Source organism: Sporosarcina sp. YIM B06819 (assembly GCF_033485175.1).
Taxonomy (GTDB): domain Bacteria; phylum Bacillota; class Bacilli; order Bacillales_A; family Planococcaceae; genus Sporosarcina.
Genome location: NZ_JAWLIQ010000005.1, coordinates 203,555 through 222,488, shown reverse-complemented (window position 1 = coordinate 222,488; position 18,934 = coordinate 203,555). Strand labels below are relative to the sequence as shown.

17 protein-coding genes and 1 tRNA gene are annotated in these 18,934 nt (G+C 43.3%); 7 read left to right on the top strand and 11 right to left on the bottom strand.

The window, feature by feature from the left end:
* The first annotated feature begins 63 nt into the window (after positions 1-63).
* Together R2B72_RS03830 and R2B72_RS03825 are read left to right on the top strand one after the other, a co-directional pair.
* A complete protein-coding gene (locus tag R2B72_RS03830) occupies positions 64-1,131 on the top strand; it encodes a hypothetical protein (protein WP_318614927.1) in 1,068 nt (355 codons plus the stop codon).
* A gap of 24 nt (positions 1,132-1,155) precedes the next feature.
* Positions 1,156-1,341, top strand: a complete 186-nt coding sequence (locus R2B72_RS03825) for an SE1832 family protein (protein WP_318614926.1) — start codon at positions 1,156-1,158, stop codon at positions 1,339-1,341.
* Positions 1,342-1,388: 47 nt separating this feature from the next.
* Here R2B72_RS03825 and R2B72_RS03820 read toward each other — a convergent pair whose 3' ends face one another.
* Both R2B72_RS03820 and R2B72_RS03815 read right to left on the bottom strand, forming a co-directional pair.
* Positions 1,389-1,934 carry an RNA polymerase sigma factor gene (locus R2B72_RS03820; RefSeq protein ID WP_318614925.1) on the bottom strand — a complete coding sequence of 182 codons (546 nt, stop codon included), beginning with the start codon at positions 1,932-1,934 and terminating at the stop codon, positions 1,389-1,391.
* Between the two features lie 170 nt (positions 1,935-2,104).
* Entirely contained in the window at positions 2,105-3,337 is a 1,233-nt protein-coding gene (locus R2B72_RS03815) for a hemolysin family protein (RefSeq protein WP_318614924.1), read from the bottom strand.
* Positions 3,338-3,489: 152 nt separating this feature from the next.
* On the opposite strand from R2B72_RS03815, the gene R2B72_RS03810 reads away from it, so the two are divergent.
* Positions 3,490-4,887: a dipeptidase gene (locus R2B72_RS03810; RefSeq protein ID WP_318614923.1), complete on the top strand. Its 1,398-nt coding sequence runs from the start codon at positions 3,490-3,492 to the stop codon at positions 4,885-4,887.
* A gap of 153 nt (positions 4,888-5,040) precedes the next feature.
* On the opposite strand, the gene R2B72_RS03805 is transcribed toward R2B72_RS03810, so the two are convergent.
* Complete coding sequence (locus R2B72_RS03805; protein ID WP_318614922.1) at positions 5,041-5,622, bottom strand: nitroreductase; 582 nt, start codon at positions 5,620-5,622, stop codon at positions 5,041-5,043.
* 171 nt (positions 5,623-5,793) lie between these two features.
* Here R2B72_RS03805 and R2B72_RS03800 point away from each other — a divergent pair, with 171 nt between their 5' ends.
* Complete coding sequence (locus R2B72_RS03800) at positions 5,794-6,639, top strand: DegV family protein (protein ID WP_318614921.1); 846 nt, start codon at positions 5,794-5,796, stop codon at positions 6,637-6,639.
* Positions 6,640-6,693: 54 nt separating this feature from the next.
* On the opposite strand, the gene R2B72_RS03795 is transcribed toward R2B72_RS03800, so the two are convergent.
* The 3 genes from R2B72_RS03795 to R2B72_RS03785 all read right to left on the bottom strand — a co-directional run bounded on the left by R2B72_RS03795 (position 6,694) and on the right by R2B72_RS03785 (position 8,765).
* The gene (locus R2B72_RS03795; protein ID WP_318614920.1) at positions 6,694-7,179 is read right to left on the bottom strand and encodes an amidase domain-containing protein; all 486 of its coding nucleotides are present in this window, start codon (positions 7,177-7,179) and stop codon (positions 6,694-6,696) included.
* A gap of 121 nt (positions 7,180-7,300) precedes the next feature.
* Positions 7,301-8,602 (bottom strand): diguanylate cyclase domain-containing protein, encoded by a 1,302-nt coding sequence (locus R2B72_RS03790; protein ID WP_318614919.1) that lies wholly within the window; start codon positions 8,600-8,602, stop codon positions 7,301-7,303.
* Positions 8,603-8,692: 90 nt separating this feature from the next.
* Positions 8,693-8,765: transfer RNA gene (locus R2B72_RS03785), tRNA-Ala, on the bottom strand.
* Positions 8,766-8,831: 66 nt separating this feature from the next.
* On the opposite strand from R2B72_RS03785, the gene R2B72_RS03780 reads away from it, so the two are divergent.
* Together R2B72_RS03780 and R2B72_RS03775 are read left to right on the top strand one after the other, a co-directional pair.
* On the top strand, positions 8,832-9,851 hold the full coding sequence (locus R2B72_RS03780; protein ID WP_318614917.1) for a DUF2804 domain-containing protein: 1,020 nt from the start codon (positions 8,832-8,834) through the stop codon (positions 9,849-9,851).
* Between the two features lie 146 nt (positions 9,852-9,997).
* On the top strand, positions 9,998-10,468 hold the full coding sequence (locus tag R2B72_RS03775; RefSeq protein WP_318614916.1) for a YusW family protein: 471 nt from the start codon (positions 9,998-10,000) through the stop codon (positions 10,466-10,468).
* A gap of 269 nt (positions 10,469-10,737) precedes the next feature.
* Here R2B72_RS03775 and R2B72_RS03770 read toward each other — a convergent pair whose 3' ends face one another.
* The 3 genes from R2B72_RS03770 to R2B72_RS03760 all read right to left on the bottom strand — a co-directional run bounded on the left by R2B72_RS03770 (position 10,738) and on the right by R2B72_RS03760 (position 15,614).
* Complete coding sequence (locus R2B72_RS03770) at positions 10,738-12,567, bottom strand: ABC transporter ATP-binding protein (RefSeq protein ID WP_318614915.1); 1,830 nt, start codon at positions 12,565-12,567, stop codon at positions 10,738-10,740.
* Positions 12,548-14,290 (bottom strand): ABC transporter ATP-binding protein, encoded by a 1,743-nt coding sequence (locus R2B72_RS03765; protein WP_318614914.1) that lies wholly within the window; start codon positions 14,288-14,290, stop codon positions 12,548-12,550. Before R2B72_RS03765 ends, R2B72_RS03770 begins: the two co-directional genes overlap by 20 nt.
* A 424-nt stretch (positions 14,291-14,714) precedes the next feature.
* A complete protein-coding gene (locus R2B72_RS03760) occupies positions 14,715-15,614 on the bottom strand; it encodes a DMT family transporter (RefSeq protein ID WP_318614913.1) in 900 nt (299 codons plus the stop codon).
* Between the two features lie 133 nt (positions 15,615-15,747).
* Between R2B72_RS03760 and R2B72_RS03755 the strand changes: the two genes are divergently transcribed.
* On the top strand, positions 15,748-17,412 hold the full coding sequence (locus R2B72_RS03755) for an EAL domain-containing protein (protein ID WP_318614912.1): 1,665 nt from the start codon (positions 15,748-15,750) through the stop codon (positions 17,410-17,412).
* A gap of 47 nt (positions 17,413-17,459) precedes the next feature.
* Here the strand turns inward: R2B72_RS03755 and R2B72_RS03750 are convergent, their stop codons facing one another.
* Entirely contained in the window at positions 17,460-17,909 is a 450-nt protein-coding gene (locus R2B72_RS03750) for a threonine/serine exporter family protein (protein ID WP_318614911.1), read from the bottom strand.
* A gap of 18 nt (positions 17,910-17,927) precedes the next feature.
* Positions 17,928-18,674 carry a threonine/serine exporter family protein gene (locus tag R2B72_RS03745; protein WP_318614910.1) on the bottom strand — a complete coding sequence of 249 codons (747 nt, stop codon included), beginning with the start codon at positions 18,672-18,674 and terminating at the stop codon, positions 17,928-17,930.
* Positions 18,675-18,934 lie beyond the last annotated feature (260 nt).

Below are 18,934 nucleotides of genomic sequence, written 5' to 3'. Positions count from 1 at the left end.
ATTCATTCGTGAATACGTATATCTACTAGTCTTTTCACATACCGTGGAGAGATAGATTTATCAATGTTGCATGAAAGGGTGATTCCAATAGACGGACAAGAAAAGAAAAGAGTCGCTATCTACATTTCCCAGTCAGCCGGAAAAGGGACATACCCCGCACGTAGGGCAGCTATGATTGCACTTCAACTAGCTGCAGAAACAGATATCGTATTTTTAGTCGGAGCAGATTCACCTCCGGCACCCGATGGCTTCAGAGCGATTTCAACCGTCAATAGTACGGCTTTTTTGCAAGCCATCACAGCGATGAAGCCGGACCTGTTGATCCGTGACAGTGGCTCCACGTTACGCGAAGAAGTCGAACACATTCGTGAGCTCGTCCCTTCCATCATCCATTTTGATGATTTCGGAGACGGCGGTAATTTTGCAGATCTTGTATTTCAAACATTGTATGCTGACTCAAATGATAAAGTGCCGGATCATTATGTCGTAGGCATCGAAAGCTTCATAGCCGATGACAAGATGGCTTCATTGAAACAAATCGGCCTTCGCAAACAACGTCCCGGTCCACTGCCTCATCTCGTTATTTCATTCGGTGATGAAGACGCCGGAAATTTGACATACCGAGCATTACGCCATATGATGCAGCTACAAATCCCACTCAAAGTGACCGTTGTTGTCGGTGAAAAGTATGCGCATGATACAAGTACGTTACGTATGATGGCTCTCGGTAGACGCAACACAACCATATTAGAGCATCCTCAACATTTTACCGAAGTATGCGCAGATGCAGATGTTATTTTGTGTTCTTCTGGCTATATGCCCTATGAGGTGGCAGTAATGGGCATTCCTTGTGTCGTACTGGCACAAAATGATTTTGAACTCGGACTGGCCTTTCCGAAAGAACAACATGGATTCATCCATCTCGGCCTAGGTCGGAAAATAAAACAATCTAGCTTGCTCAACGCTGTTATGGAACCATTGCTACACGAGCCACTACGCAAAAAAGCCATTGCACGACAAACAGCCCTCGGCATCGGCGACGGCAAAGATGCTGTATGCGAAGCTATTCGCTACTACCTCGAGTATCCGAAGCGACCCGTAGGAAAAGAAACGCTCAATATGCTACACTAAGGGAAAATGCGAGGTGTTTTCCTTATGAATAAACGTCAAGTAGAAAATGCGATTGTTGAACTCAAAATGGATTATATCAATCTACAAGGTGATATAGAGAAGCTCGAATCGACAGGCAATAATAGCTTCGTCAAGAAAGCGGAGCTACGCCTAGCGACGATGGAAGAACGATTAGCCGAACTAAATAAACAACTGGCGGAATTTGAATGACAAAAGGCTATCCTGGGAATGGATAGCCTTTTTTATGCTTATTTATGTCACGCGATAACGTATTCACGTACCGCAGTGTCTTCCATCATTAATTCCTTCAAATATTTCTTGGCGCGGAACAAACGCGATTTCACTGTGCCAATTGATACTTTCATCACTTCCGCAATTTCGATAAGTGAAAATTGATGGACATAGAAATATTCGATTGTTTTTCTATAAATCGCATCAAGTTCACCAATTTTTTGTTGGACAAGTGATTGGATATCATTTTGCTCCAGTAACTCGGCCGGTGTCAGACTGTCGCTTGGCACAAGATCTAGAATGGGTACATCCAGTGAGTCTGGCTGATTCATGACATGCTTACTTCTTCTGACATCTTTTCGATAACGATCGCGGAAGGTATTCATGCAAATCGTCGTCAGCCACGCTTTCATATGATCGACGTCATCCATTCGCCCGCTGTAACGAACAACCTTCAACCATACATCTTGCATAAGATCTTCTGCTTCTTCTTTATTACGTGTCAATTTAAGACATAAATGATATATGTATCGGCCGTACTCTTCATACAACACGTTGAGATTTTTTTTCATAGGATAACGCCTCCGCCTTCAATCTGTTATCCCTATTATCAACAATCACAACATTTCAAACCATCGTATTCTCTTTCAGTTTACTTACAAACGTGTAAGGGAACGTGAACATTCCGTCACTATAAGAGAATCCCTGCAACTAGACGAGCTAGCTGCAGGGATTCTTGGTGCTATTCATCGTTACGAATTGTAATCGTCATACGGATGATTCGACTGCGCTCCATCTCATCGATTTCAAAATGCAGATGATTGTATGTAAATCGTTCTCCCGGCTCCGGAACGTGACCGAGCTCTTGTAAAACGAACCCACCCAGCGTGTCATGATCCATCGGCAACTCGATGTCTAGCAGTTCCATCGCTTCTACAATCTCAAGACGCCCATGACAAATGAGCTTATTTTCTGCTTGTTCATAGACCAGAACTTCTTCATCAATATCCGTCTCATCTTCAATGTCCTGGCCAATCATCTCTTCCATAATATCTTCATGCGTCACAATACCAAGCGTCCCACCATATTCATCTAACACAACCGCCATATGCTTCTTCTTCGCAAGCATTAACTTGAACACTTTCTCAACGCTAGCAGATTGCACGACATACAGTGGATTACGATCAATCAACTCACTGAGCTTCTTCTCTGGATGCATTGTCCACTCGATAAACATTTTCGAATAAAACATGCCGACAATCGTATCCATATTGTCATCATACACCGGATAACGTGTATAGAAATATTCCAATATCGTATCACGCACTTCTTCGTACGTCGCTTCAATCGGCAAGCCTACGATATCTGTACGGTGCGTTTCAAGAACGTCAGACACATCTTTTTCAGGGAAATCGAGCACTTCCTTCAAACGATTCGATTCCTCCTGCTTAAACGTCCCTTCAAAAGAAGCAATGTCTACCATCGACCTCAAGTCATCCTTCGTCAACTTCGCTTCCGTCACAGTGCCCTTCGAAATAATTCGAATGAAAACATTAGTGAATAAAGATAGGATAACTGTAAGTGGCGTCAAGGCTTTCACAAAAATAGCGATCGGTGGAGCAACGATATAAGCAACACGATCAGCAAATGTCGCGGCAATTGTCTTCGGTAACACTTCACCAAAAACAATAAGTATTACCGTCAAGACTCCTGTCCAAAGGCCAACACTCAGACCTTTGTCGATAGCAATCATTGTCACGATTGTTGGCATCATAATATTTGCGATATTATTGCCAATTAATATGGCTGTAATCATTCGGTCCGGTTTCAAAATCAGTTGCTGCAGCCTGATTGCCTGCACATCACCCTGATCTGCACGAAACTGGACCTTCATCCTATTAACTGCTGTTAATGCCGTTTCACTTCCGGATAAGAAGAACGACATACATAAAAAGAACCCAAGTGCTATAAACAAAAGCGTTTCCTCCCATTATTGGTTTCCGTTCGGTTTGTTATTTAAGATAGCATACCATAATATTCATATTTACGTCTGACTTACTTACTCCATTTCCATCTGTCTGTTATACTCTTTCTATTAGCTTAATTATTTCGAAAAGAGGGATTTTGTTGACTCACTTAAAGACACTTGACGGTTATTTTACAGAACAACGCGACGAACATCTTGAACAATTAAAGGAATTCCTTCGCATTCCAAGTATCAGCTCTTTATCTGAGCATAAAGGGGATATGCACAAGGCAGCAGAGTGGCTCAAGGATTCATTCGAAAAGGCGGGGCTTGAAAACTTATCGATTGATGAAACAGATGGACATCCTGTTGTGTACGGTGATTGGCTCCATGCAGAAGGTAAACCGACGATTCTAGTCTACGGACATTATGATGTGCAGCCTGTTGATCCACTGCATCTATGGGAAAGCGCGCCATTCGAACCCGAAATCCGTGATAATAAATTATTTGCGCGGGGCGCAAGTGATGATAAAGGGCAAGTATTTATGCATGTCAAAGCGGTTGAGGCATTGATTGAGAAGATGGGTAGTTTGCCAATCAACGTGAAGTTTTTCATTGAAGGGGAAGAAGAAGTCGGTAGTCCGAATTTGGAGAAATATATTGAGGCCAATAAGGACAAGCTGGCGGCTGACGTCATCGTTATTTCCGATACGGGCATGCAAGGACCAGGACATCCGGCGGTTTGTTACGGATTACGCGGATTATGTGGCGTGCAAATCGATGTAAGAGGCGCGAAGAGTGACTTGCATTCAGGGTTATATGGAGGCGGCGTAGCTAATCCAATTCATGCGCTAGCAGAAGTTTTGGCTTCCTTCCGCGATCAAGAAGGTACGATTGCAATTGAAGGGTTTTACGATACAGTCCGTCCACTCGCTGACGAAGAACGCGATGCTTACAAGGCTCTGGATTTCGATGAAGAAGCATTAAAAGAAGAAGTTGGTGTGACAGAACTATTTGGTGAAAAAGGATTTTCATATTTGGAACGTACATGGACTCGCCCAACGCTTGAAGTGAACGGTGTATTCGGCGGCTTTTCAGGCGAAGGCATCAAAACTGTGTTGCCGGCGGAAGCAAGTGCAAAAATCACGTGTCGCCTTGTGCCTGATCAAGATCCAGATGACATCATCGAAAAATTGAAAGCACATATTGAAGCGCATAAGCCAGTGGGCGTAACGGTGACAGTGAGTGAATTCGATAAAGGGAAGCCGTTCATCACTCCGTTTGACCATCCTGCTATTCAGGCAGCAGGTCGCTCTTATGAAAAAGTGTATAATGTGCCAACTGCTTATATCCGAGGCGGCGGATCAATTCCGATTGTTGCCGCTTTCGACGAAATCTTACAGCTACCTGTTGTTCTAATGGGCTTCGGGCTCTCGACGGAAAATTTCCATGCGCCTAATGAGCATTTCCATTTAGAGAATTTTGATCAAGGGCTACGTGTCATTGGTGATTATTACTATGAAATTGCTGGTTTTACGAAGGATGAATTGAAGAAATGATTGTTGTGCCGGATTCTTGTTGAGAGGGTCCGGTTTTTTATGCGCTTTGCGCGCGGAGACACTCTTCGCGCGCCCATCATTTCACAATAAATATTAATAACAAAAAACGCCAGGATTGCATACTAATATGCAATCCTGGCGTAATCTATTTTCTTATTCTTCGTCCTGTCCATAATACGTGACAATTTCATCAAGCGGTTTTCTAGCACGTGCTTTTGGAATTTCATCGAAATAACCAAATTGCATCATGCTGATGATTCGCTCGCCAGGTTTGACACCAAGCTCATCTCTAAACTTTGGATTATCGAGGAAGCCAGGCGTTTTCCAGCATGTCCCAATCCCTTTATCCCACGCAAGAAGCTGAACATTTTGGATGAACATGCTCGCAGCTGCGTAGTCTTCTAAGCGTTCTTTTTGACGAGCATCTTCTGGAACAATAACAAATGCAACTGCACCAGGTCCTGTGAATTTCTTCATTTGTTTTTCAAGATCCTCTTCCGATAAATCCTGCCATTTTGCCACACCGTATTCACGTAAAATATCGAGAAACTTCACATACGCTTTATCGGCTGCGACAACAAAGCGCCATGGATTTCGGTTACCGTGATTCGGCGCCCATGTAGCATCTTCCATTATCTCAGCAATATTTTCCGGATCTACCGGCTGGCCATTAAAATTCTTTATCGAACGACGCGAAATAATCGCATCCCTAACAGACAAAGCTTGTTCATTCATAAAACATATCCCCTTTACTCCATACTGCATTCATTATACCCCAACCACAGCCAAGTTGACACTTCACTCTCCAAATATCACTCTACTGATAACTTTCAGAATACATCCGAATTACTTTTCGTGGTATAATAATAGCAATTAAAAAAACATAGATAAGGATTGATTTACTTTATGAATAAAAAGCCGATTGCATGGATTGTAGACAGTACCGCTTATGTTTCAGAGGAACTTCAACGACATCCCGATTTCTTTTCAGTTCCTTTGAATATACATTTCGGTGAAAAACAGTTTGTCGATGGGGTCGACCTAACTCCCGAACAATTATACGCTAAAATAAAAAATGCAGAAGAATTCCCAAAATCATCACAGCCTTCCGCTGGGGAGTTCGCAGAACGTTTTAAAGTAATTGCAGAGCAGTATGAACAAGCCATCGCGATTCACGTATCCAGCAAATTAAGCGGGACGCTCGCTTCCTCGACGACTGGGGCTGAACTTGCTGGATTTCCTGTAACGTTTATCGATTCACTGTCGCTGTCCTACGGCATTACGGGGTTAATTGAAAAAGGCATGGATATGTACAGCAATGGAGCAAGCGTGCCAGCCATTAAAGCGGAGCTTGAGAAACTGGCTGGAACAATGCATAGTTACATCTTAATCGGTCAGCTTGACCAATTGTACAAGGGAGGCAGAATGAGCGGCGTGCAGTTTTTCCTTGGCAGTTTGTTGAAAGTGAAACCGATTGTTCAACTTTCGAAGGATGGCGAACTGGTAGCTATCGATAAAGTACGTTCCGAGAAGAAGGCACTGCAATACTTAGTTGATAAAATAGCGGCTAGTGATCATGCAGGGAAAAGGAATATCCATCTCATGCACGGTAACGTTTTGGATCAGGCCATCCATTTGAAAAACCTGATTACAGAGCAGGTACCTAATCTTGAAGTGAAAATTGGCGATATCAGCTCCGTTCTTGCGGTTCATGCGGGCGAGGGGACGCTTGCTGTATTGTGGTTTGATTAATAAATAGAAGCAGTCCGCCTACTAGTATAACTACTAAAGGCGGACTGCTTTTGTTTATGAAAATTGGTCGTTGATTTTAAAAAAGACGTACTTGGCGTTGGGGGAAAACATATAGGAATCCTTATAGTCCCACAGGCGATGTTGTGCGTCGAATGTATGCGCATTGACGAAAGGAACCCCGCCCACCTTCGCAGTAACAATGGTGGAGTGATCGTAGCGACCATCCCCTTCAAAATCATAGGCAATGACGTCCCCTAATCCTAGTTGCTCGGCCGACGACACTTGTGTAGCCGTCAATCCTTTTTTCGAAGTGGCTAAATACCAGCGCAATGAATGAGCCACTGACCAACTAAAACTCCATGTCCCCCCTTGCAGCCACCAGCCTCGCTCACGATTCGGATAGCCGTGCATCGGCGCCCCACCCGCCAACAAACATTGCGATATAAAATTGGTACAATCCACATCAAACGATGGAAATGCCGGATTGCGGCCGTTCCACCACTGGTTCGCATAGCGGACAGCGGCTTCCCTGTCGTACATTGTGAAATCCCTCCCTACGCCACCATATGAAAATAAATTGGGCGGAATGCATTAGAGAAGTAGCCTTGAGACGATCTATATAAATTACAGCACTAAAAAAGTACCCGAATAGACCGGATACTTATGAAGAATGTATGATATGAAAACAGTTTCTTCCTGACTTTTTAGCTTCATACATTGCATCGTCAGCATCTTTCAAGACAGAGGTAACTGTTGCCTCTGTAGATGAAACGAGGGAAATCCCCATGCTGGTCGTCACATGCAACATCTTATGCCTCATTGACCACGGTTCTTTCATAGCAGATTTAACAGCCATCGCAGTTTTCTGAGCAAGTTCTTCCGTTCCTACATTAGGCAGTAGAAGGACAAATTCATCCCCACCAAGACGCGCAGCCATTGCATCTTTGCCGATGTTTCCAGATAATCTCTTACCAAATTCCCGAATGACGCAATCACCTACTTCATGGCCGAATTGATCATTAATATTTTTAAAATGATCGATATCAAGCAGACAAACCGCAAAACCTTTTCCGCTATCCCGAAAATGATCCAATTTTGTCTGTAATCGATCCGTAAAAAGGCGACGATTTGGCAACTCCGTCAAAAAATCATGGTACGCAAAGTATTCAAGTTGATCTTCATTCTTTTTTTGTAACGTTACATCACGGATAATCATGACCATATGCTTAAAATTATTCCATTTATCATTTACAGGCGTCACCTTCAATTCCGACCACAGCCAGCCGTCCACCTTATGCTTAATTCTTAGACGCAAACTAGATGTTTTGGCCCCTAACAATACTTCTATAAAGCCCTGTTCCAAACGAGATATATCCTCCGGGTGCACATGCCAAATTGCTGATTTCCCAATATATTCAAAGGAATCAAACCCGTAAACTTCGTTACTAGAAGGAGAAACATACGTGTACGCAAGCTTTTCATTTATCAGCGCAATGACGTCTTGGGCATTTTCGGCAATGATTCGGAATTGCTTTTCACTTTCCACAAGCTTATTCCACGAAATTTCACTATCTAATTGTGCGAGTTTTTCAGTTGTAATATCTTTCACAACACCTATAATATATGTACATGTCCCCGTCAGATCAAATAAAGGCGTCAATCGGGTGTTTGAATATTTCCTGACTCCTAAAGAGGATAGATAAGAATCTTCATAAATCAGTAGTTCTTTAGTTTGCAAGACTTTGCTATATTGATTGTACAAGAACGTACTAAGCTCTAGATCATGCGTTTCACTAAAGGTCTTACCGATTGCATCCCGGTTTACATTGGCATGTTGAATAGCCAAATGATTGAAATAAGCATAGGTAAACGTCGAATCCTGTTCCACTTTCGAAATAAACACCATATCTTCAAGTACTTCCAATAAAGTCGTATCAAAAGGTAATATACTATTATCAATCATTGCTATTTTCCTTTCTTTACAGGCAGTAGTAGATGATTCAATGCACTAAAAAAAGCATCCGAATAAATCGGGTGCTCTTCGTGTTTCATATGGAGCATACCGGGCTCGAACCGGTGACCTCTTCACTGCCAGCGAAGCACTCTCCCAGCTGAGCTAATGCCCCAAAAATTTGGTACAATAAAAGTATAACAACAATATTCAAAAAAGACAATAGGCAGGGGGAGTCTTCATGCAGCATGCAGAAAGAGAAATCACCAGCCCTGTTGCGCTATGTGACGGCAAGGGGCTATTAAATCCAGAAGCAATCGGTTTTGCCCGGCAACCTCTTATTAAGAGTAATTTGACGGGTCATTTTATGCGCAAGAAAAAATGGAATTATTGGTGTGTGTACGGAGAGGATTTGCTATTTTCTGCGACAATCAGCCATCTCGATTATGCAGTTGTCTGTTTGGTCTATATTTTGGATTACGAAACGCAACGATTTTATGAAAAACAAATTACTATCCCCGTCGGACGTACTGTTAAAATGCCGGAGGAAGTTCTTGAAAGCGTCAAATTCGTCAATGACAGCTTGACTGTTCAAATTGTCAATATCCAAGGCGAAACGCATCTATCCGTAACCATCCAAGACTTTGACAATGAAGTGCTTCATGCGGATCTGCATATTACTCATCCACCAGACGACGAGTCGTTGAATGTCGTTATTCCTAAAAGTCGGGACATTTTTCAATTCACTGCGAAGCATCACTCGCTACCAACATCAGGCTTTGTGAAGATTGGCGAACGGCGTTATGATTTCAATCCCGAATACAGTTTTGCTGTGCTCGATTATGGAAGAGGCATCTGGCCACGTAACACAGAGTGGAACTGGGCGATGGCATCGCAGCGCCTTGGCAATCGCCGAATCGGGCTGAATTTCGGCGGGAAGTGGACGGATGGTACCGGGATGACAGAGAATGCTGTATTTGTAGATGGACTGATGACTAAAATTCATGAAGATGTACTGTTTAGTTATGACAAGACCAATTTTATGGGACCTTGGAAAATTCGAACAAAGTTTTCAGATACCGTCGACCTCAAATTTACACCCTTTTTTGAACGCATAGCTACAACCAATGTCAAAGTTATTCGTACGGAAGTTCACCAGCTTGTTGGCTACTTCAATGGTACAGTGCAGCTCCTAGACGGCTCCACGTTGTATATTCGCAACATGCTTGGTTGCTCAGAAGAACATATTGCGAAGTGGTAATTCCATAACGGATTTTGCTATTATCTATTATTTTTCTACGCCGGCTGAAAAGCCGGTTTTTTTATTGCATGAAACGCTCTTTGGTTTAATTCAGCCGTATTTAGGTAAACTACGTATAAGAAATTTATTTGAAAGGTGTGGTAGAGATGCACAAATTTACATTACTCGCCGCCGCAGCATTATCGGGCACTTTGATACTTAGTGGATGCGGCAACTTCGGGAAAAATGCCGACAAACCGAATCGGGAGGATGCGGCTCTTATTCACGAAAAAGAGAAAGCGGGAGGCTCCCTTGAAACCGGGGATGGTTACGGATTTACATCCTTTGATCTTGATATTGAAGTCGATGGCAAAGATGCAATTGAAGCCGATTACAAGGTGGGCAAACAGTTAGAGGCAGATTACGACAATAAACTAACCAACATCAAATTGACAGACAGCGCCGCAATGGATGAGCTGGATAAGCTTTTTATGGATATTCTTATCACCAAGGATACACCGCCTCAAGAAGTAATCGACAAAATTTTAAAATGGTACCAGCTAGAAACTTACTCGAAGTTCGATCTAGAAGTCGACTTTGATGATGGCACGAGGCTTGATATTGAAGAGATACAATGATCAATTACGCCTCGGCGTAATTGCGTCCAAATTTTGAATTGCGCTTGCGTGCCCGCAGGATGCGGATATGCAACCGTTGCCGCAGGACGCGGCGAACTTAGGTTGCCTTCCCGCTCCCTTCAAAATTTGTGACATCCGCCGGAGGCTTAACTTGAATCAGCAGGGAGTTTGGACTTCTGTATCCGAAGCTTCACTTTTAGCATAAAAATATTTGCTGATTCAAGTTAAAAGGGCTACAAGGATGGAGATATCCTTGTAGCCCTTTAACTTTATACTTTCGACTCCGCCAACATGTTGTAATAAGCCCCATGGCGTTCAATTAATTCCTGTTGGTCTCCAGATTCAATCAGTTTCCCTCGCTCCATTACATAAACGGTATCAGCTTTGCGAACCGTGTTCAATCTATGCGCGATGACAAAGCTCGTTCTGCCTGCCATCAAACGATCAAGTGCTTCTTGAATTTGCAATTCCGTCACTGTATCAATGCTACTCGTGGCTTCATCCAGCAAAAGGAGTACAGGATCCGCGACAAGCGCTCTTGCAATGGACAATAACTGCTTCTGTCCTTGTGAAATTTCACCACCATCCGCGGTCAACACCGTGTCATAGCCATCTTCCAGTCGGCTAATGAAACTATGCGCATTGGCCTTTTTGGCCGCAGCCATGACTTCCTCGTCAGTCGCATCCAGCTTACCATAGCGAATATTTTCAAGCACAGTTGCTTCAAATAGAAACGGATCCTGCAACACAAACGCTGTCTGACTACGCAATGTTTTTCGCGGCAACTCACTAATCGGAATACCGTCAATATAGATTTCACCTTTATCAACCTCATAAAATCTAGCGAGCAACTGCATAATCGTTGTCTTCCCCGCTCCCGTTGCCCCAACAAACGCCGCCGTCTCCCCCGCTTTTACGTGGAATGAAACCCCATCAACCGTATAGCCATCGGTTTCCACTGCATAACCAAATGACACGTTGCGAAATTCAACATCTCCTCGCAAAATTGTCTCTGCATGTCCTGTCGCTTCATCTTCTTCAACTGGTTCATCCATAATCTTGAATACACGTTCCGCCCCGGCAATCGCAGACAGGACTGTGTTGAACTGGTTTGCCAGATCGTTAAGCGGGCGCGTGAACTGGCGTGCAAACTCCGAGAAAATCACAATCGTTCCAATCGTCACAACCCCATCGCCTCTAAGTGCCAATAGTCCACCGACACCCGCGACAACTGCAAAAGCAGCGTTATTCAACATATTCATCACTTTGGGAATAAAACCAGAGTACGTCAACGCCCAAAAACCTGTACGCCGCAGTCGATCACTTTTCTCCGCAAACTCTTCCATAACACGCTGTTCTTGCGAGAATGCTTTAACAATGCGTTGGCCGGAAATCGTTTCTTCAATCATACCGTTCAATTCCCCAACTGCACGCTGCTGCTCTTTAAACAATAAACCTGTACGGCGTGTAATCCAACGCATCGCCACAAACATTACTGGCACGATAATCATCGTCAGCAACGTCAGCAATGGACTCAAATACAACATTACCGCCAGTGTCCCCGTCAGCGTCAAAATACTTGAAAACACTTGGATAAAGGAAGAGTTCAGCGTTTGACTGACGTTTTCAATATCATTCGTCACTCGACTCATCAATTCACCATGTTGCCGTTTATCGAAAAACGTGACTGGCAACTTCTGAAGATGGCTAAATAAACTCGTACGTAATCGGAAAATCGTTTGCTGTGCAATGCCGACCATCCAAAAACTTTGAAAATAAGTCGCGGCTGACAAGCCAATATAGATAGCAATGAGAAGACCGATTTGACCGCCAAGACCATCAAACTGCATCGCAATAATATAGTTGTCAATGATTTTTCCAATCATCAGTGGTCCCAGTAATGCCAACACGGAGCTGACAAAAACGAGGGCCAATACGGTTATTAGCAAGCCGCGTTGTTCGTCAACTAGCTTCCAAATACGGTAGAGCACTGATTTCCAGTTTCCTGCACGTTCTCCCTTTTTCTTTTTAGGATTTTTCAAATCATCTTTTATAATAATAGGTTCATAGCCAAATGGCTTACGAATGCTGCGTAACATCAGACACGACCTCCTCTCCCGATTGCGATTGCGCTATTTTTCGGTAGAGCGCAGATTGTTCCATCAAGTCGGCATGTGTGCCATAGCCAACAACCTTACCTTCATCGAGGAGAAGAATTTTATCTGCCCCTTGCGCTGTACGAATTTTTTGCGTCACAACGAGCATCGTTGCAGCTTCTCCTTCAAGCGCATCCCATAATGCCGTTTCCGTTTTGACATCTAACGCACTCGTACTGTCGTCTAAAATTAATATGGACGGTTTCCGGACAAGCGCTCGCGCAATCGACAGCCGCTGCTTTTGCCCACCTGATAAGTTCACCCCTTTTTGCCCAACCCGAGTGCTATACTTTTGCGGGAACAGATCAATGGATTCATGGATTTGCGCTTTTTTAGCCGCTAGTTCTAGTTCATCCACATGTGCTTCGGTATCGCCCCACGACAAGTTTTCCAAGATCGACCCTGTGAATAAAATCGATTGCTGTGGCACAAGTCCGATGGTATCGCGTAAATCCTTTAATGCCCAGTCCTTTACTTCAGTGCCACTGACAAAAATCTCTCCACCTGTCGCTTCAAAAATACGTGGAATTAAGTTTAGCAAGGTCGATTTTCCAGAGCCAGTTGCGCCCATAATGGCAAGCTTCTCTCCTGCTGCTACATGAAACGATACGTCATCCAATATAGGTGTTGGTTTCCCGGGGTAATGGAAGGAGACATGATCAAAACGCAAATCCCCCACCAACCGGCTGAATCCAGAACTTTCCGTTGTGTGATTTTCCAGGTCTTCATTCGCAAGGAGTACTTCTTCCATCCGTTCTGCCGAAGCCTTGGCACGTGAAAATGCAACAATAATGAAGGCAAACATTGAAAACGCCCCTGTCATGCGCATCGCATAGTTGACGATGGCAACTAGTTCCCCTACTTGTACGCCACCCTCTCGCACTTCCACAGCACCGAACCATAGCACAGCCATTAAACTGCCGTTCATGATAAGGAGCAAAACCGGTAAGATGAGCTCCATCATGCGCATCGCTGTAACCGTATCTTTTCTGAGTAAATCAGATACTTTTGAAAAACGACTCGCCTCGTACATACCGCGTAAATAAGCCTTAATCAGCCTGACCGCCTGTAAATTTTCCTGAATGACGCGGTTGACTCGATCCAATCGTTGCTGCACCCCAGAAAAATAACCGACTCCTTTATTCGCCATGAAATAAAGGAAAATCAGCAAGAACGGGGCACCAATGACTAACCATAAAGCCAGTTTAACGTTGACGATGAATGCCATGATTAAACTTCCGATGACAAGTAACGGGGCACGCATCATAATGCGGAGACCCATGAATAGGATGTTTTGCGTCATTGTCACGTCACTCGTTAGGCGCGTAATGAGACCGGCCGTTGGAAAACGCAGGAACGTTGCCATTGAAAATGCCTGCACTTGACGAAAAAGTGCCTGACGTAAATCATAGCCAAAACCTTGTGCCGCATGCGCAGCAAAGTAGGAATTGATGACTCCTGAAAATAAAGCCACGAATGCAAGCACCATCATGACACTGCCCCATGTCCAAATGACGGTCTCGTCCCCCACAAGAATGCCATCATCGATAATTTTTTGAATGAGTAGTGGCTGAATGAGCTCAACAGATAGTTCCAGTAACATTAGAAATAAGGCAATAACTATTGACCATTTGTACGGCTTAGCATAAGCAAACACTGTTTTCATTTTTCAACCCCCAAAAACTCTTTCGTTTTACGAATCATTAAATCAACAGAAGGAAGGATGTAGTTCAATCCTTCCTCCTGTTGATTTAAGCCTCCGGCGGATGTCACAGATTTTGAAGGGAGTTATGGAAGGCAGTCTAAGTTCGCGACGTCCTGTCGCAACGACTGCATGACCTACAAGGAAGGATGCAGTTCAATCCTTCCCCTCTGTAGGCCTCAAGCTCAATTCAAAATCTGGACGCAAACACGCCAAGGCGTGTTTAATTAGTAGACTTTATTATGCCATAGCTACTGAACTGTGTATAGCCAACCAAACTGAATCGCGCGATATTTCGGACAAGAGGTGAGACCAGCGAATTGAAAACTTATATGTAACCTTAAGAAAAAAGGACCGAGCCCCAGTGGGAATCGGTCCTTTTCTATTCTTATGCCTTCACCTTACTCCCCGCAATCGACAACCAAGTCACGCCAATCAGCATGACAATGGCCCCCGTCAATTGCCACATGCCGAGTACTTGTCCCAACCACAAGACAGAAATAACCATTGCTGTCAGCGGCTCAAAGCTTGATAATATGCTTGTTTCAACCGGCGATATGTATTTCATACTGCTCATAAATAAAATGAAGGCGAGTGTCCCAACCATAATGACAAGAAGAAGCATAGCCGTTGCGTTCCAATCTGCCAAATAGTCGAGATGCGTGATGATTCGTAAAGGGTTCGTCACGAAAAGTGTCACACCACCGATAATCATTGCCCAACCGATAACGAGTAGAACGCCCCATTCTTGCATGAGTCGGACTGGGTACAATGTATAAAACGAAAAAGTGAATCCAAGTACAATTCCCCAAATCACTGCTACTGGACTCAAAGCAAATCCAGAAAGCGAGCCGTTTGTCATTAGTAAAAATAGTCCAATCAATGTCACGAACATACCTAACACCTGTACGACAGGTGGCCACACCCTGTGTCTAAACGTCACGAACATAATAATAAAAATCGGGGCAAGGAATTGAAATAAGGTTGCAATGACCGCATTACTTGATTCAATAGCAGCAACGAACGTGTATTGGACACCAAGCATACCAAATACACCAAAAATGAGTAGCTGCCGTGCCCAGACCTTGTGCTTCCATGGAAGACCTATCGGTTTGCCTTGCATTTTCAACATAGCTAGCAAGAATGTCCCCGCAATTAATAGGCGTATTGTCAGCATATAAGAAACTGACATGGCGCTGTTCAATAGAATCCACTCCATCATAGGTCCCGTAGCTCCCCAAAGCATGGCACCCGAAATAATCATGACAATTCCTTTTAGTCTCTCCATCTTTTTACCCCCTCTACACTAGCAATTTATTCTTGATATAAGTAAATTGTCATCTATTCTTCAACTTCAGGATGTACAGATGGGAAAATTTCATTATAATAGGAGTATAGTACATTCAGAAGGAGACTTTTGTATGAAACCACAAAACGAGCAACTCATGCCGGAATCACCCGAAATTCCAGACATCATGAAAAGCCTTGAGCAATTTTACATGGTAAACCGAACGGATAGTGAAGGATCCATCATTTATGCCAATAAGAATTTTTTAGATACAAGCAAATGGACACCAAAGCGTATTCTCGGAAAGACATTGTGGCAAATGTTTCCTGAAACAGAGGCAAGTCAAAACCAAGCACACGCCATTTGGAACACCGTCACAAACGGCAAGACATGGTTCGGTACTGTTGAAAAAACAACACGCTTAACTGAGCCTTACTTTGTCACGATGATTGCCGTTCCATCTATACAAGCCGGTGTTGGACTCGTTTCTGTGACGTTCCTCGAGTTAGACATTACAGATGATGTCCATTTACGTGAACGACTCCAGCAAATTGCTTTTATCGACTATGAAACCGGATTGATGAGTCGCTATAAGCTTGAAACTACTGTCAATGAATCGATTGCAGAAGACAAACATTTCTCTTTTGTTTATATCACAATCGATCACTTTTACACGTTAAAAGATTTACAGTCCCCTGAATCGGAAAAAGAACTTATTAAATCATTCACCAATCGATTGAAGCGGTTTTTCCAAGATAACCCGATTGCAAGAATTGGTGTTAATGAATTTGTGGTTCTCACACCGTTTGGTGATTGGTATGTGCAAGGATTCTTACAATTTCTTGAACAACAACCTATTTATATCGAAAATAGCGCAATACCCTTGTCAGTTAGTGGAGGTATCGTTCGTTACCCTGAAGATCAATTGACATATAACCATTTGATGAAAGCTGCATTAGTCGCAACAAAAGATGTTATGGACAACGGTGGCAAGAAAATCGCTTCATTGTCTGCCGCATCGCACCAAGGTCTAAACAGACGGGCAATCATTGACCGTAAATTGCTAACTGCATTAAACCAAAACAATTTACAAGTCGTCTACCAACCACAATTTGATGTTTCCGCCAATAAAGTAAATATGTATGAAGCGCTTGTTAGATGGGAAGATTCAGAGCTTGGTTACATTTCACCAGACGAACTGATTCCCATCGCAGAAGAAAATGGACTTATCCACGAAATCGGTGCATTCGTATTGGAAGAAGCCGCAAAACTGGCTACCGAATGGAATGACAAAGGACATGCCATCAGTATTGCTGTGAACTCTTCTGTCCGTGAATTTAGCAATTCTCGCATGAAAGACAAAATTACTAAAATTCTTGAAGAAACAAGCTGTCCTGCAAGCAGTATTCAACTGGAAATTACGGAGAAATTCGCACTTCAAGCTGAAGAAGAGCAATCCATCATTCATCAGATGAAAGAGCTACAAGACGAAGGGATTAAGTTCGCACTCGATGATTTTGGAACGGGTTATGCATCATTCCGTTTTCTACAAAGCTTGCCTATCTCGAAGGTGAAAATTGATAAGCTATTTATCCGCTCCTTACTGACACATTCCAAGACACAGCGACTTGTCGAAGGAATGATTCAGTTAGGTAAGTCGTTAGGCTTGTATGTCGTTGCAGAAGGCGTCGAGACCGAAGAGCAATTTGAGTTACTTAAAACAATGGGCGTAGATGCAATTCAAGGCTATTATATTAGCGCTCCCGTCAGTGGAGATAAAATTTTATTGGACAATTAAATGAATGAAAAGGAGTGCCTGGCATGTAAAGGCACTCCCTTTTCATGTTATTTTTTCTTTTTTCTTCTCATCGTTGATTGGAAGAACAACTGAATGATCACTTCTGCAAAAACAAGCCCCATCGCAATTGCACCAGACACCATAAAAGCGCGCGAAGCATATGAAATGGATGTTGTATAATCATTTTCAACAATATGACGCATCGCATTATAAGCCATGCCTCCTGGAACAAGTGGGATGATGCCCGCAACACTAAAAATAATCATCGGCATTTTGAAGCGTTTAGCAAACAGATGTGCAACAATAGCGACAGTAAAAGCACCAAGGAAAGAAGCTTGCATGGGATCACCCGAATACTGATTGAACGTACTATAAATGAGCCAACCCGTCATGCCTACAAAACCACAATAGAATAACATCCTGCGCGGTGCATTAAAAATAATACCAAACCCTGCGGCCGCCAGAAAACTAAGAATCCCCTGCGTAACCCACGTCAACCTTCTTCACCTCTCTACTCAAAAAGATAAAACAAGTGCCACACCAGCACCAATGGCAAAAGCTGTTAAAAATGCCTCGGCACCTTTTGATAATCCAGACACAAAATGACCCGCCATCAAATCACGCACGGCATTGGTAATCAACAAGCCCGGAACAAGAGGCATGACAGAGCCAATAATGATTTTATCCAACTCCGTACCCAGCTCAACCGAAATTGCACCGTAACCAATCAGGCCGATAAACAAGGCTGCGACGAACTCCGCGAAAAAACTAACTTTCGTTAACTCTTGCATTTTGGTCGCGATGATAAATCCTACCCCACCAGCAAAAACGGCCGCTGGTACATCTGACCATATTCCTTCAAATAAAATTAGAAAACAACCGCTGGCGACAGCTGCTGCAATCACTTGCAGCCATAATGGAAACATCACATTGGCTTGTTCAATTTCTTTCAGCTTGGCATAAGCTTGCTCCAGTGTATATTCATCCGCGGATAGTTTGCGAGAAACATCGTTGACAAGCGCTACTTTTTCAAGATCCGTCGATCGATTTTTAATCCGAATTAGTTTGGTATGATACGGACTACCTGGCGTAAAAATGATACCCGTGGGCGTAACAAAACTATGCGTTGCCGACAATTCCTGCGTTTCAGCTATGCGCTCCATTGTATCCTCTACACGATACGTCTCAGCTCCCGCTTCCATCATTAAGCGCCCCGCAAGCAGACAACAATCTATCGCTATCTCTTTATCCACTGCTGACAATCTCCGCTCACTCCTCTAAAGAGGAATAAAGTTCAATTCCTCTTCACTCCTTTTGAATAATCTTAACGAAGCAATCCACAAATGACAATGAGTAAAATCCAAAGAATGAAGTTATCAACAAGTGGATAACTTCATGTAGCTAGAATAACGGTGTTTTCGTTGAATTTGCTGATAAATCCCTCAAACTGGCCAATAAATTCTCCAATATTTCATCTCACCTAAAAAACGATCCAGCATTAGTGTGCTGGACCGCGTTTTTC

Excerpts from the sequence above, each read along its gene's own strand:
- R2B72_RS03820 (WP_318614925.1), bottom strand. The coding sequence starts at position 1,934 with ATGAAAAAAAATCTCAACGTGTTGTATGAAGAGTACGGCCGATACATA.
- R2B72_RS03760 (WP_318614913.1), bottom strand. The coding sequence starts at position 15,614 with ATGGAGAGACTAAAAGGAATTGTCATGATTATTTCGGGTGCCATGCTT.
- R2B72_RS03790 (WP_318614919.1), bottom strand. The coding sequence starts at position 8,602 with ATGATTGATAATAGTATATTACCTTTTGATACGACTTTATTGGAAGTA.
- R2B72_RS03780 (WP_318614917.1), top strand. The coding sequence starts at position 8,832 with ATGCAGCATGCAGAAAGAGAAATCACCAGCCCTGTTGCGCTATGTGAC.
- R2B72_RS03755 (WP_318614912.1), top strand. The coding sequence starts at position 15,748 with ATGAAACCACAAAACGAGCAACTCATGCCGGAATCACCCGAAATTCCA.
- R2B72_RS03770 (WP_318614915.1), bottom strand. The coding sequence starts at position 12,567 with ATGTTACGCAGCATTCGTAAGCCATTTGGCTATGAACCTATTATTATA.
- R2B72_RS03830 (WP_318614927.1), top strand. The coding sequence starts at position 64 with ATGTTGCATGAAAGGGTGATTCCAATAGACGGACAAGAAAAGAAAAGA.
- R2B72_RS03795 (WP_318614920.1), bottom strand. The coding sequence starts at position 7,179 with ATGTACGACAGGGAAGCCGCTGTCCGCTATGCGAACCAGTGGTGGAAC.
- R2B72_RS03765 (WP_318614914.1), bottom strand. The coding sequence starts at position 14,290 with ATGAAAACAGTGTTTGCTTATGCTAAGCCGTACAAATGGTCAATAGTT.
- R2B72_RS03825 (WP_318614926.1), top strand. The coding sequence starts at position 1,156 with ATGAATAAACGTCAAGTAGAAAATGCGATTGTTGAACTCAAAATGGAT.
- R2B72_RS03800 (WP_318614921.1), top strand. The coding sequence starts at position 5,794 with ATGAATAAAAAGCCGATTGCATGGATTGTAGACAGTACCGCTTATGTT.
- R2B72_RS03805 (WP_318614922.1), bottom strand. The coding sequence starts at position 5,622 with ATGAATGAACAAGCTTTGTCTGTTAGGGATGCGATTATTTCGCGTCGT.
- R2B72_RS03775 (WP_318614916.1), top strand. The coding sequence starts at position 9,998 with ATGCACAAATTTACATTACTCGCCGCCGCAGCATTATCGGGCACTTTG.